The following is a 13949-nucleotide window of genomic DNA, read 5'->3' as shown; positions in this document are numbered from 1 at the left end:
GAGTTATTGGTTCTCTCTGGTTACTGATTGCCAAGCAAGGCGATCTTTCCAGTGCGATGTGAAATTAAGTTGAACTGCTTGCTTAAAGTCTTCCAAAGCTGCTGAAAAAGCTTTCTCTTTTAGCTCATCTTGGTTGTTCAACTGTTTAGGGCATTGTGGATTCCATACATATTTTTGACAAGTTTGGTGGGCAATTTCTAGATCGCTACCATTTTCAGGATTTTGAAAGACGGGATGATAATGTAACCTGTTGCAGCAAACTTGCAACCATTCTTGCCACCCACACTGCCACAAGCGGATTGTTCCATCAAGACTACCACTGGCAATCAGTTTACCATCAGGGCTAAAAGCTGCGGAATTTACCCAATACTCATGCCCGCGCCAAGGTTGACCAATGGGTTTGCCGTTGCTATCCCACAAGCGCACTGTCAAATCATTGCTAGCACTGACAATCCACTGACCATCAGGGCTAAAGGCGACAGAATTAACTTCTTTTTCATGTCCGCGCCAAGGTTGACCAATGGGTTTGCCGTTAATATCCCACAAGCGCACTGTCGAATCATTGCTGGCACTGACAATCCACTGACCATCAGGGCTAAAGGCGACAGAATTAACTTCTTTTTCATGTCCGCGCCAAGGTTGACCAATGGGTTTGCCGTTGCTATCCCACAAGCGCACTGTCGAATCATTGCTGGCACTGACAATCCACTGACCATCAGGGCTAAAGGCGACAGAATTAACCCAATTCTCATATTTGCGCTGCGATCGCCCGATGACCCGATCTTGTAATATTTGATGTAGCTCCCACAAACGCACAGTGCGATCGCCACCACTGATAATCAGCTTGCCATCGGGACTAAAAGCTAAGGAATTAACCTGTCCTTCATGTCCGCGCCAAGGTTGAGTGATGGGGTTGCCATTGATATTCCACAAGCGTATTGTGCGATCGCAGCTTCCACTAATAATAAACTTGCCATCAGGGCTAAAGGCTACAGAATTTACATGTCCTTCATGCCCGTGCCAAGGTTGACCGATGGGATTGCCTTGTATGTCCCACAAGCGCACTGTAGAATCACTACCACCACTGACAATCAACTTGCGATCGGGGCTAAAAGCGGCGCAAATAATTTTCGCCTCATGTTTGTGCCAAGGTTGAGTGATAGTGTTACCTTGTAAATCCCACAAACATACCGTTCCGTCAAAACCAACACTAATAATGCGTACCCCGGAGGGGTTGGCGCAGCCATCGCCATTTGGGCTAAAGGCGACGGAAATAACTCCTTCCTTGTGTCCGCGCCAAGGTTGAGCGATGGTGTTACCTTGTAAATCCCACAAACACACTGTTCCGTCAAAACCAACACTGACAATAGAATCGCTATTTGGGCTAAAAGCGACGGAAATAACTCCTTCCTCATGTCCCTGCCACGGTTGAGTAATGAGATTACCTTGTAGATCCCATAAACACAAAATTCCGTCAATACTGCCACTAACAAGAAACTTGCCATCAGGACTAAAAGCTACACAATTAACCTCTTGCTCGTGTCCACACAAAAATTGAGCAGTAGGATTGCCAATGATATTCCACAAGCACACCGTAGAATCGCTACTGCCACTGGCAATAAACTTGCCATCAGGACTAAAGGCTACACAATTAACCTCTTGCTCGTGTCCCCGCAAGCTATTTGCCTCTGTGGGTGTGTTCATTGCTTCCTTTAAGCTTCCCAAAACAGGAGCTAGAAGGTGGTTTGGGTATTTCTCTAGATTCTCACCCATTGTTTGAATTGCCAGCACCAAACCCTCTAGCGGTTGAACAGGAAGTAAATTCAAAACCCTGGCGGATTGCTCGCGCAGTTTTAATTCAGTCAGTGCAAGGTTTAACTTTTGAATCTCTTGTTCCTTTTCTCTCAAATGGCGATCGCGCCATTCAAGACTAGGATTAATAAATTGATTAGCTTGTTCGCTTAAATAACCAAACGTTTGCTCTTTTAGTTCTTGATAAGTCTTTATCTTCAGAACCCCGTTTGCAACATCTTCTCTTTCCCACAATACATTCAGGGTATATGCCAGAAATGGTAAAGAATCATCTTGTTGGTGAAAATCGTGAATAATTTGCTCAACTAGACCTTGTTCAAAGGTGACGCCATGTCTAGCAGCAGGTTCAGCGATCGCTAACTTTAATTCTCCATCGCTCATTCTAGTGAGTATACGACTATAGCGATCGTGAATCTTTGCAAGTTGGGGATACTCACTAAATTTATCCGAAAAATCAGACCGCATTGTTAAAACAATTTTGACAGAGCTATCCTGCTGCAAGATCAATTGAAAGAGACTAGCAACAAATTTATCGCGTTCCGGCTTTTGAGTTTTCGTAAACAGTTCTTCAAATTGGTCAATAAAAATCAAAACGCATTGATAATCTTGTTTGAGGTATGTGACAATTTTAATTAGGGTAGTTTCTCTTATTTTTCGAGCAATATCCGCTATTGGTGATTTTTTTCCATAATTAGAAGCAAGACACTGATAAAGAGATTTAAAAGGATTTTCATCTGGGTGAAAACTTATATTAATTAATGAATTGTTATTATTTCCCAAATAAGGAATTAAACCTGCCCGAATCAATGATGATTTGCCAGTATTTGATGCTCCTAAAAGTAAGAGTACATTATCTTTTTTTAAGCGATCGCCCAGATTAGCAATCCACTTCTCCCGCCCAAAAAATTTGTCTTTATCTTTAATTTCAAAAGTTTTTAATCCTAAGTAAGGAGAGTCTGTTTTAAGTGGACGACAATGAATATCCTCAAAATTACTGTCAGAAAAAAAGTCGTATTCAGAAATACCTTGGACATTACACCCAATATTTATATCGCCTTCAGAACTGTTAACCATCTTATCTCCTTACCTTTGGATACCTCTGGCTAAATCTTTACCTCAGTTATAGTTCCTCGGCTAATCTTTGTAAGTAACTCAACAAAATTAATTACACATTCTCTTGTGAAGCTTTCCCTGTCGCCGCCCTATAGGATCTACGGTGTACACACAAGTCGAATTACCCCCAATACGGTTCGGTTAAGGCAAGAGACGCGATAAATCGCCGTCTCTACAATAGTCAGTCCTTTGTAGAGACGGCGATTTATCGCGTCTTTCTGATCTAGAATTTTCATCAAAAAACCTTATCCTAACCGTATTGGAATTACCCCCCTTAATCCCCCCTTTACAAGGGGGGAAAAAAGAAATCTAGTTCCCTCCCCTTATAAAGGGGAGGGTTAGGGTGGGGTAAAACCCGGATTTGTCACTTATTTCCAACTTGTGTGTACACGGTAGCCTATAGGATAGAAGTTTTGTAAATCCTATCCGTGAAAAATTAAGGTTTTAAATAGGTTTATTCAGCAAAATTACTTAAGTAACTTTCAAAAATATGTAGTAACTTTATCCTAAAACGCCATAAATGACAAACGGGATGGAACTTTTTGATAACCTACACCTTGCTATGTTTAGCGGCAAAGGTGGAGTCGGAAAAACGACAATTTCCTGCACCTTTGCATGTCGTTGGGCGCAGAAATTCGCCAATGAGCAAATTCTTTTAATCTCAACCGATCCGGCTCACTCTCTGGGAGATGTTTTACAAGTCAGCATTGATGACATTCCTCGTCCCATAGCGGAACTACCCAATCTACGAGTAAGGGCGTTGGATGCAAAGCGTCTGCTACAAGACTTTAAAGAACGTTACGGCCAGGTTTTAGAACTGTTAGTGGAGCGCGGTAGTTTTGTTGAAGGCGAAGACTTGTCTCCAGTTTGGGATTTAAATTGGCCTGGACTGGACGAGTTGATGGGCTTGTTAGAGATCCAACGCCTTTTTCAGGAGCAGCGGGTAGATCGAGTAGTAGTTGATATGGCTCCTAGCGGTCATACTCTCAACTTATTTGGATTGATGGATTTTTTAGACACTTTCCTCCACTCTCTGGAACTGTTTCAAGAAAAGCATCGGATTATTAGCAAGACCTTTGCTGGAAGTTACACACCCGATCGCGCTGACGATTTTTTGCAAACCCTGAAAGCTGAACTGTCGCAAGGTCGTCGTCTGCTTCAAGATCCTACCCATACAGCTTGTTTGTTAGTTGCGATCGCCGAACCAATGAGTTGGTTGGAATCAAAAAGATTCCTAGAAGCCTTACAAACCATGCAGATTCCTTGCGGAGGGTTGTTTGTTAACCAAGTCCTTGCCAGTGCGACTGACCCAGATCGTTACCAAGAACAACAACCGCTGATCGGTCAGTATACGGATCTTGCTAACGAAAAGCCGATTTTTATTGTGCCACAGCAAGATGAGGAGCCTTTAGGGATTCTAGCCCTCAGCCATCTCATCAACCAAATCCATGTTCCTCAGCTTGAACCGCTATCTTTTATCGATCTACTCCCAGTTCAATGGCCGGAAACAATTCTTCCTAGCTTTGGAGATTTTCTCACCAAAGGTCGTCGCCTGTTACTAATTGGCGGTAAGGGTGGAGTAGGCAAAACCACAGTAGCAGCTGCGATTGGTTGGGCTATGGCTCAACAACATCCCGATCGCAAAATTCGCATGGTTTCCATCGATCCAGCCCACTCCTTGGGTGATGCCTTTGGTCTGAGTTTAGGACACGAACCATATCAAATAACTGCCAATCTTCGAGGTCAGGAAGTAGATGGCGATCGCATTCTCGATCAATTCAGAGCCGATTACCTATGGGAACTGGCCCAAATGATGAGTGGCGAAACCCAAACAAGCGAAGCTATTGAAATGGCCTATGCTCCTGCTGCCTGGCGCAAAATTGTCGATCAAGCCTTACCAGGGATTGATGAAATACTTTCCCTGTTAACAGTAATGGAATTGCTAGAGCAACAAGAAGAAGACTTAATTATTTTAGACACTGCTCCTACAGGTCATCTTCTGCGTTTTCTAGAAATGCCAACCGCATTAGCAGACTGGCTAGCTTGGATTTTCAAACTCTGGATCAAGTATCAGAATGTCCTTGGTCGTACAGAGTTTATGGGACGTTTACGAACTTTGCGACAGCGTGTAGTTAAAGCCCAAAAAGTGCTAAAAGACCCACAACAAGCAGAGTTCATTGGGGTTACACTTAACCAGACTAGCGTACTTGCCGAACAACAACGCCTGTTCAAATCTCTGCAAGAAATAGGTGTAAGCCAGAATTACCTTGTTCTCAACCGCTTTAATTCTACAGCAACCATTAATTGCGATTTTCCAGGTTTGACAATGGTTCGCTTACCAATGCTTCCTCGCTCAGTTCAGCCTTTAGAACGCATCCAAGCAGCAGCCGGCTGTTTATTTTAACGGCTAATTAGACTAAATACTTTCATACCCAAAGATAAATTTATTATGCATCGCACTCCAACCCGCAGACAAATTCAAGCCAAACTTAGCACCATGCCTCCTCAACGTTCTCAAGCAACAGTTTACTTAAATGCTTACAAAATGATGTTAGAGAAGGAGCGTTTAGAGGAGGAACTAGAGAAACTCGAAGCACGCCGACATCAGATTCAGCAGCGTCTTGCTATTTTAAATAGTCAAACAATTGCTGAAGGAGACATGACCCATCAGCAAGCAAATACAAACTTGGAGGACAATACACCAAAATTCAAAACCTTAACATTGGAATACTAAGCACTAAGATTTCAGCTTGCCTATTCTTCGCAACCTCCTTGCTCAACATTGGCTGCGGTCTTCTAAAATATATTTTTTTAAATTTTCATCCCACTTCAACAGCGAACGTTTTTGTTCTAGCTGGCATTCAATTAGTCAAAAGTCGGGATTTAGGGGAAAGCCGACATAGGGTAAAAGCGCGGACGCTCAGGTACGTTTACTACGTGTTTGATAATACTTTAACCCACAAACTCCGCCCCAAATCCCACCTAGAATGGTTCCAGTTTGAACACAAAATAACCAAACAGTAATTAAATATCCTGCCATCATTCCCTGGCTTAAACCACTCAGGTTAAGATTTGAAAAACTTTGGTCAGTTTTCAGCGTCCATTTATACCACAGCCAACCAAGAAAAAAACCAATACCAGAACCAAGTAAAGCAAAAATAAATGACCACAAAAATGTTAATAAACCGTACTTAAAATTTTTCAAACGCACTGTAGCAAGCACAAAAAATATCATTCCTATTAGTGCTGCAATTGTTACTGTCAATAGAATTAATCTTATCATTAGACATTACTCAATTATTCTTAAAGGATAATTGTTTTACATTTTACTAACTTGTTCTATTGGTGTCATCTTCAACTCATTGAGGCATTTTTCTAATTTATTATCGGTCGTAGTTATCCCAACGTTAATTCACCCGACTGTATATCAACGACTAACCGACGATTTGTTAACCATTGACGACCGAGCAAAACTTCTGTTAAATCTTTGCCAACATGTACAGGTATGTCAAACTCTTGGTCATCAAATAATACTTGACCAAGATAGATTTCAAATTTTACATCTCCGCGTGCAGTTCGCATTGTTTGCTCTCGTAAACGCTCCCAACCAAGTGCATCTATATCTTGCTCATTAATCGCTAACCAATACGAAAAACCTGTATCAAACATCGCCTCAACAGGTAACTCTAATCCATCTGATGTTATTAAATTAATTTCAAAAAGTAGTGCATCCTCATCACCAAAAAAACCGGAAATCGTCATATCGTGCCGCAAGCCCCAGACTCATTAATCCGAAAAGCATAGTGGATTTTGCCTGGATGCTGTTCGCGGCACCGTAATGAAACTACTTCTAAATCTTTATCAATAAAATATTCTCCACTATCCGGTTCAACTGCAACAAACCAGTTGTAGTGAGTTTCAATTAATTCTGATTTGACTTGCTCAAAAATAGGTTTACAACGTTGGTAAAGAGCCTCGCGTTCGGCTGAACGTCGTGCTTTTTGTTCTTCATTCCATTGAATTTCAGGGAATATTCGTCCCCTGCGTGCGGTACGAGCGGGTTTGGTTTCAGTCATGGCTGATTATATTGTGAATCGCGATACTTATATTTTCCCTCATTCACACATCGCGGATTAAATTCGATGAAAAAAGCCTCACGTTCGCGGGTACTGTCCGTGAAAAAAGAATGCACGGTATCACAAGCTACTAATTTTTGATGTTGACAAAAGTTTTCGGTCTACTGAAATTTATTTATGGGGATTACCTTCTGCCACGACAGTTGTTTTATGCCGGGAAACCCGTCCATCGCAATACCTCCTCTCCTCTGCCTCCTGCCTCCAACTTACTCTTGTGTTTGATCGCGTTCCTCCTGTTCTGCTTCCAGAATCGCTAATAAAAGAGCTTCTTCCTGAATTTCAAACTCTTCTTCAGGAATTTCTCCCATATCAAAAGCAAGTTGGAGTGCAAGAAGTTGCTTGCTCAGATTTTCTTTATCATCAATTTCAGTACTCGCCTGTTCTAAAATTTTTTCCCCAAGCCACGTTACCCCCATTAATGGGCCAGTAATCGGTAATAGTAAGAAGCGCAGAACCATATTGCTTTACACCTGTGTGGACTTCTTAAAGGTATCCTCTCAACACCGTAATCATGCTGATGACATAAATATTAAACATTACTAGTCTTGTGTTGATGCCAAAATGCGTTGGATTTGAGTCCAGTTAAAGCTGATTGACATCTGTATTTTATATTTTTAATGTAAAAAAAAATACTTTAGTATGAGAAATTACTATTTAGGAGGTACTTAGAGTTTGACAACAGTATTAAATGCATCTCCCCAGCGATTTGTCAATACACCTGCTGTTCAACGCGTCGCTCAACGTGCTTTGCGCTATCTACAGTCAGGTTTTTCAATACATTTACGTGGTGCAGCCGGAGTCGGAAAAACTACTCTGGCAATGCATCTAGCTGATTTGCTCAACCAGCCGATCATTCTCTTATTTGGAGATGATGAGTTTAAAACCTCAGACTTGATTGGTAATCAATTAGGTTATACCCGCAAAAAGGTTGTTGATAACTTCATCCACAGCGTTATCAAAGTTGAGGATGAAGTCCGACAACATTGGGTTGATGCACGATTAACCTTAGCTTGTAAAGAAGGATTTACGCTGGTTTACGACGAATTCAATCGATCGCACCCGGAGGTAAATAACGTTTTACTCTCCGTACTTGAGGAGAGGTTGTTAGTATTACCAACCAACCAACATCGAGCCGAGTATATCCGGGTTCATCCTCAGTTTCGGGCAATCTTAACATCAAATCCTCAAGAGTATTGTGGAGTTCATGCAACTCAGGATGCTTTGATGGATCGTGTTATTACCATCGATATGCCTACACCTGATGAACTGAGTCAGCAGGAAATTGTAGTTCATAAAACAGGCATAGATTCTGAGAAAGCAGAAGTAATTGTCCGCTTAGTACGGACGTTTTGGAGTCGATCTGGCTCTGGACAAGGCGGTGGATTGCGTTCCTGTCTGATGATTGCCAAAATCTGCCACGAACACGAAATTTCCGTCAACCCTGGAGATCCTAACTTCCAAGATATTTGTGCTGATATCCTACTTTCTCGTACAAATCAACCTCTGATGGAAGCAACTCGGCTACTGGAAGAGGTTTTAAGTGAATTGTATCGTAGTATAAATACTCAATCTCAGCCGTCAGAGATAATACCAAACAACCAAAATCAGGTTGTATTGGAACAACGAGTACCTTACGAGCATGAAGTCTACAACTACCTGTGTAATTCTCCAGGAAGGCGTTTCTCTGAATTGGCAGTAGAACTAGGGATCGATCGCAGTCAAATTGTGGCTGCACTCAAGTCTCTCAGGGAGCAGGGAGTATTAGTACAAATGCAGGGCAATGCCGAGTCGCCGAACATCTCACAGACAGTTCCTTTTGATTCTGGCCATTTAATAAAAAAATGAGTACTAATACTAACCGGGGAGCTATCACCACATCAACTCAAGGTTCTACCTTGGCAGATATTCTAGAACGGGTTCTGGATAAAGGCATTGTTATCGCAGGAGATATTTCTATTTCCGTAGGCTCCACAGAATTGCTCAACATTCGGATTCGTTTGTTGATTTCTTCTGTTGATAAAGCCAAAGAGATTGGAATTAACTGGTGGGAGAGCGACCCCTATCTTAATAGTCAAACTCGCACCTTATTAGCAACTAATCAACAACTTCAAGAGCGTCTTGCCAGTCTAGAAACAGAACTGCAATCGCTTAAAACACTCAATCCTATTAATCATCAGAATGCAGGGGATTAGCAAATCAAAAGGTTCCGATTCCGGTTTAGCACCGTTATTACTGACGGTTGTTGAGCTAATACGCCAACTCATGGAAGCTCAGGTGATTCGGCGAATGGATGCTGGCACCCTCAACGATAATGAGTTAGATCGGGCTGCCGAAAGCCTGCAACAGCTTGAACAACAGGTTGTTAAGCTTTGCGAGATATTTGATGTTGACCCAGCCGATCTAAATATTAACTTGGGTGAAATGGGAAATTTACTTCCCCAATCTGGAGGATACTACCCCGGTGAAACCTCTAGTCAACCTTCTATTTTAGAACTTCTCGATCGCCTATTAAATACGGGTGTTGTGGTTGAAGGTGACTTGGACTTAGGACTGGCTCAGTTAAGCTTAGTTCATGCCAAGTTAAGATTAGTACTCACTTCTAAACCCCTGTAACTTTTTTATCTACATTCTTCTTGGTAAGACATTTATATGAGTTTTTACATTTATGGAATTTTGACCTTGCCTGCTCCACAAAATTTAAATTTAGAGGGCTTAGATCGGCAACCCGTACAAATTAAAATTTTGGATGATTTTGCAGTAATCTACTCGGAAGCACAGCAAGAGCGTTATTTGGCCAGCCGTCGTAACCTGCTAAGTCATGAGAAAGTCCTTGAGGAGATCATGCAAGGAGGCGATCGCTATTTACTGCCCGTGCAATTTGGACTTTTGGTTTCAAGCTGGGAAACGGTTTCACAGCAATTAATTCGTCCTCATCAAGAAGAATTGACGCAAATGCTTGCGAAGTTATCGGGTTGCCGAGAAGTTAGTGTCAAAGTTTTTTGGGATACCGAGGCAGAAATTCAGGGACTATTGGCAGAACACCCAAATCTCAAAACCGAAAGGGATAAGCTAGTGGGTCAACCCCTGAGTATGGAGCGAGTAATCCAAATAGGGCAAGTCATCGAACAGGGAATGAGCGATCGCAAGCAAGGCATCATAGATGTATTTAAAAGCACGCTCAACTCCATTGCGCTCGAAGTAGTAGAAAATACTCCCCAAGTGGACACAATGATCTACAATTCAGCCTACCTAATTCCTTGGGAAACAGAATCACAATTTAGCGAACACGTTGAAGCACTCGATCGTCAATTTGAAAACCGTTTGCGAATTCGTTACAACAATTTCACTGCCCCCTATAACTTTGCTCGTCTTCGATTAACCACTTCCAACTGATTAATTCCTCTCTCTGTTCAACAGCAATAAAAATTGAGAATAAAAAATTATTGAAACTTTTAATTTTTCGTAACAGGACTTACGCAATAACTCTCTAAAACTCTTATTTCTCTGCGTCCTTGGCGTCCTTGGCGGTTCGTTTTTTCATTATTTTGCGTAAGTCCTATGAAAATAAAATTTTTCTCTGCCTTTTATTTAAGTAAAATCAATGGACGACATATTTAAAGGATTTGAACACCTATTAGAAATTGCCAAAGCTTTAGAAGAAAAAGTAGAGAAAGGGGAGTTAAAAACTTCTATTAAAATTCGCTCTCATAATCTCAGTAGTATTCCCCGGCAAGGCAATATTCCGAGAACAAATAATTCCAGCCGAGCCAGATCCAATTCCACCGTTGGCACTACACCAATGGATGATACTGATGTCACCCCCCCATCAGCTCGAACCAACTCAAAAGCTGCTTGGCAAGGTATCGGCGGCTTGGCTGATGTTCTCCAAGAAATCAGAGAGTTAGTTGAAATTCCCCTAAAACGTCCAGATTTATTGGTGAAATTAGGGTTAGAGCCTCCGCGTGGGGTTTTGCTCGTTGGGCCGCCCGGTACGGGAAAAACTTTAACAGCCCGTGTTTTGGCAGAAGAGTTAGAGTTAAACTACATTGCCATCAATGGCCCAGAGGTGATGAGCAAGTATTACGGGGAAGCAGAAGCTCGTTTACGAAGTATTTTTGAGAAAGCAACTCGTTCTGCTCCCTGCTTGATATTTATTGACGAAATTGACAGCCTTGCCCCAGATCGCAGCCAAGTAGAAGGTGAAGTTGAAAAAAGACTAGTGGCGCAGTTGCTTGGGTTAATGGATGGGTTTGCCAAAACTGAGGGCGTAATTGTATTAGCGGCAACAAATCGTCCCGATTATCTCGATCCGGCGCTTCGTCGTCCGGGACGCTTCGATCGCGAAGTTCAGTTTCGGGTTCCCGATCGCAATGGACGCTTGGAAATTCTGACGATTTTGACAAGTGCCATGCCTTTGGAGACTTCGGTTAATTTAGGAGCGATCGCTGATTTGGCTGTCGGTTTTGTTGGTGCCGATATCAAAGCTCTTTGTCAAAAAGCAGCCTATATTGCCCTTCGTCGTCAAGTCCCCTCGCTCAACAGTCCCGTTCCTGAGAACATGACTATCGTACAACAGGATTTTCTCGAAGCAATTAAGGAGATAAAACCCTCAGTTCTCAGGGATGTAGCAGTTGAAGTACCAAGTGTCAGTTGGGATGACATTGGTGGATTGGATGATGTTAAACAAAAACTTCAAGAATCTGTAGAGGGCGCACTTCTTTATCCCGAACTATACGAGCAAACCAAAGCCAAGCCTCCCCGTGGGATTCTGTTGTGGGGGCCGCCGGGAACCGGAAAAACATTACTGGCAAAAGCGATCGCTTCCCAGGCTAGAGCCAACTTTATTGCTGTGAATGGCCCGGAATTACTCAGCCGATGGGTAGGTGCCGCAGAACAGGCAGTCAGAGAACTTTTTCGCAAAGCTCGGCAAGCAGCTCCTTGCGTTGTGTTTATAGATGAAATTGATACCCTAGCACCAGCCCGGGGAAGATTTACTGGTGATTCTGGAGTTAGCGATCGCGTTGTCGGTCAACTGCTCACCGAACTGGATGGGTTGCATGAATGCCCGAAAGTACTGTTAGTAGGAGCAACCAATCGTCCAGAAGCGCTCGATCCTGCTTTGCTCAGAGCGGGAAGATTGGACTTACAAATAAAAATCGATCTACCAGATCGAGCCAGCCGATTAGCGATTTTAGGAGTTCACAATCTAGATCGTCCCCTGGTTGATGTCGATTTAGAAACCTGGGCGACAGTTACCGAGGGTTGGAATGGGGCAGACTTGGCTTTGTTGAGCAATCAAGCTGCTTTAAGCGCAATTCGTCGATACCGCGCCCAAGGATTGACTGACTCCAGCTTGATTCAGATTACAAATGATGATTTCCAAGTTACATACCAAATGCTTGCTAATCAGCATCAATCTCAATAGTCTCTTATTTGAAAAAACACAGAAGTTTAGAGCGGAAGCTACTTAACGCAATGTGCAACTTATCTTTAGAACCCCTCTCCAAACCTCTCCCCCACAGAGAGAGAGGCTTTGATTCTTGCTCCCCTTCCCTACAAGGGAAGGGGCTGGGGGTTAGGTTTGAGAGAACGTTGCACACAGCGATACTTACTCTTTGGAAACACCTTTGATGTAAAAAGAAGCGTCCCGGAGAACTTCATGTGTACAAACTTAATTACAGAATAAGTATCCCAAGTTTATGTCAATATACGCTTATGCTCTTCTAGTCCCGACCGCATCACCGCTTGTTCTACCCTTAGGGATGGAAAGGAATATTGAACTCGTTTACTCTTCTGGTTTAGCTGCGATCGCAGAGCCAGAAATCTCACTGGAGGCAATACAGGCAACGGATGAGCGTTTACTTCAAGCTGTATTGACCCACGATTGCGTAATTCGAGAACTTTTTCAACAAACTCCCCTTCTTCCCCTACGCTTTGGGAGGGGTTTTACCTCTGTAGAAAAACTGCTGAATCATCTAGAAAAGCACCAAGAGCAATATCTAGAAGCCCTAACTCAGCTAGCAGACAAAGTTGAGTACACTTTAAAAATGACACCCTGTGATTTGCTTGACGATTCTGAAACTATTGATGCCAAGGGAAAAGCCTATTTATTGGCTAAAAAACAACGCTACCAAACACAGCAAGCATTTCAAGCACAACAATGCGAACAGTGGGAACTCTTGAACGAGTTAATTCTCAAAACACATACAAATGTTATCTGTGAAACTCGACAGTCAGATGTGCGGCAAATCCACTTTTTGGCACAGCGCAACGATTCAACGCTCAGTACGCAGCAGTTTTCCCTCTGGCAGGTACAATGCTCGCACTGGCAATTGGCACTGAGCGAACCTTTACCACCCTATCATTTTCTCAAAAATACTCTCATATAATTTCATAAAAAATAATATTTAAAATTTTCGCAGAAAAAATCAAGATTAGATGATTTTTTCTTTAATTTTTGTCTGAAAAAATATTGTTAACTTTTTATTATTTTTTTTATTTTGTTATATTTTCTCATGTTTTTGGGAACACTAAACTCAGGAAGAATAAAACACATTGTGTAAGTTTTACCTACTGCTCAATCAGAGCAAGATGAAATAAATAATTAGAGTTGTGGGAGAAAAATAAAATGGCTGTTGAAAAAGTTAACTCATCTTCAAGTCTGGCTGAAGTTATTGACCGCATCTTGGACAAAGGAATTGTAATTGATGCTTGGGTACGTGTTTCTTTAGTTGGTATTGAACTGCTATCAATAGAAGCTCGGATTGTTATTGCTTCAGTTGAAACTTACTTAAGATATGCCGAGGCAGTTGGTTTAACATCTCAGGCTGCTGTTCCATCTGCTGCCTAAAAGCATATTAGAGAAAGGGAGTCTTTATGGCTCCTATT

General features: G+C 42.2%; 15 protein-coding genes. 9 read left to right on the top strand and 6 right to left on the bottom strand.

Annotated features, from left to right (window positions below; all coding sequences use genetic code 11):
• Positions 1-3: 3 nt before the first annotated feature.
• Together AC1F2U_RS20675 and AC1F2U_RS20670 are read right to left on the bottom strand one after the other, a co-directional pair.
• Entirely contained in the window at positions 4-2886 is a 2883-nt protein-coding gene (locus AC1F2U_RS20675; protein WP_480262783.1) for a WD40 repeat domain-containing protein, read from the bottom strand.
• A 137-nt stretch (positions 2887-3023) separates the two neighbouring features.
• The gene (locus AC1F2U_RS20670; protein ID WP_480262782.1) at positions 3024-3161 is read right to left on the bottom strand and encodes a hypothetical protein; all 138 of its coding nucleotides are present in this window, start codon (positions 3159-3161) and stop codon (positions 3024-3026) included.
• A gap of 284 nt (positions 3162-3445) precedes the next feature.
• On the opposite strand from AC1F2U_RS20670, the gene AC1F2U_RS20665 reads away from it, so the two are divergent.
• Together AC1F2U_RS20665 and AC1F2U_RS20660 are read left to right on the top strand one after the other, a co-directional pair.
• Positions 3446-5329, top strand: coding sequence for an ArsA family ATPase (locus AC1F2U_RS20665; RefSeq protein ID WP_480262781.1), 1884 nt, complete (start codon positions 3446-3448; stop codon positions 5327-5329).
• 45 nt (positions 5330-5374) lie between these two features.
• Positions 5375-5659 (top strand): hypothetical protein, encoded by a 285-nt coding sequence (locus tag AC1F2U_RS20660; protein ID WP_480262780.1) that lies wholly within the window; start codon positions 5375-5377, stop codon positions 5657-5659.
• Between the two features lie 186 nt (positions 5660-5845).
• Here the strand turns inward: AC1F2U_RS20660 and AC1F2U_RS20655 are convergent, their stop codons facing one another.
• From AC1F2U_RS20655 to AC1F2U_RS20640, 4 genes are all read right to left on the bottom strand, one after another.
• Entirely contained in the window at positions 5846-6190 is a 345-nt protein-coding gene (locus AC1F2U_RS20655) for a hypothetical protein (RefSeq protein ID WP_480262779.1), read from the bottom strand.
• 131 nt (positions 6191-6321) lie between these two features.
• The gene (locus AC1F2U_RS20650; RefSeq protein ID WP_480262778.1) at positions 6322-6687 is read right to left on the bottom strand and encodes a retroviral-like aspartic protease family protein; all 366 of its coding nucleotides are present in this window, start codon (positions 6685-6687) and stop codon (positions 6322-6324) included.
• Positions 6684-7001 carry a hypothetical protein gene (locus AC1F2U_RS20645; RefSeq protein ID WP_480262777.1) on the bottom strand — a complete coding sequence of 106 codons (318 nt, stop codon included), beginning with the start codon at positions 6999-7001 and terminating at the stop codon, positions 6684-6686. Before AC1F2U_RS20645 ends, AC1F2U_RS20650 begins: the two co-directional genes overlap by 4 nt.
• A 266-nt stretch (positions 7002-7267) precedes the next feature.
• On the bottom strand, positions 7268-7519 hold the full coding sequence (locus AC1F2U_RS20640; protein WP_334766487.1) for a gas vesicle protein GvpG: 252 nt from the start codon (positions 7517-7519) through the stop codon (positions 7268-7270).
• A gap of 214 nt (positions 7520-7733) precedes the next feature.
• Here AC1F2U_RS20640 and gvpN point away from each other — a divergent pair, with 214 nt between their 5' ends.
• From gvpN to gvpA, 7 genes are all read left to right on the top strand, one after another.
• A complete protein-coding gene (gene gvpN, locus AC1F2U_RS20635; RefSeq protein ID WP_480262776.1) occupies positions 7734-8906 on the top strand; it encodes a gas vesicle protein GvpN in 1173 nt (390 codons plus the stop codon).
• The gene (locus AC1F2U_RS20630; RefSeq protein ID WP_114085077.1) at positions 8903-9253 is read left to right on the top strand and encodes a gas vesicle protein; all 351 of its coding nucleotides are present in this window, start codon (positions 8903-8905) and stop codon (positions 9251-9253) included. The genes gvpN and AC1F2U_RS20630 overlap by 4 nt, the downstream gene beginning before the upstream one ends.
• Positions 9240-9674 (top strand): gas vesicle protein K, encoded by a 435-nt coding sequence (locus AC1F2U_RS20625; RefSeq protein WP_323204168.1) that lies wholly within the window; start codon positions 9240-9242, stop codon positions 9672-9674. The genes AC1F2U_RS20630 and AC1F2U_RS20625 overlap by 14 nt, the downstream gene beginning before the upstream one ends.
• Positions 9675-9710: 36 nt before the next feature.
• Complete coding sequence (gene gvpF, locus AC1F2U_RS20620) at positions 9711-10454, top strand: gas vesicle protein GvpF (RefSeq protein ID WP_480262775.1); 744 nt, start codon at positions 9711-9713, stop codon at positions 10452-10454.
• 208 nt (positions 10455-10662) lie between these two features.
• Positions 10663-12486 (top strand): AAA family ATPase, encoded by a 1824-nt coding sequence (locus AC1F2U_RS20615; protein ID WP_480262774.1) that lies wholly within the window; start codon positions 10663-10665, stop codon positions 12484-12486.
• A gap of 274 nt (positions 12487-12760) precedes the next feature.
• Positions 12761-13450: a GvpL/GvpF family gas vesicle protein gene (locus AC1F2U_RS20610; RefSeq protein WP_480262773.1), complete on the top strand. Its 690-nt coding sequence runs from the start codon at positions 12761-12763 to the stop codon at positions 13448-13450.
• Between the two features lie 239 nt (positions 13451-13689).
• Positions 13690-13911 (top strand): gas vesicle structural protein GvpA, encoded by a 222-nt coding sequence (gene gvpA, locus AC1F2U_RS20605; protein ID WP_012408764.1) that lies wholly within the window; start codon positions 13690-13692, stop codon positions 13909-13911.
• Positions 13912-13949: the final 38 nt, after the last annotated feature.

Source organism: Nostoc sp. LEGE 12454 (assembly GCF_056620565.1).
This window is presented reverse-complemented; position numbering and strand designations above follow the sequence as displayed.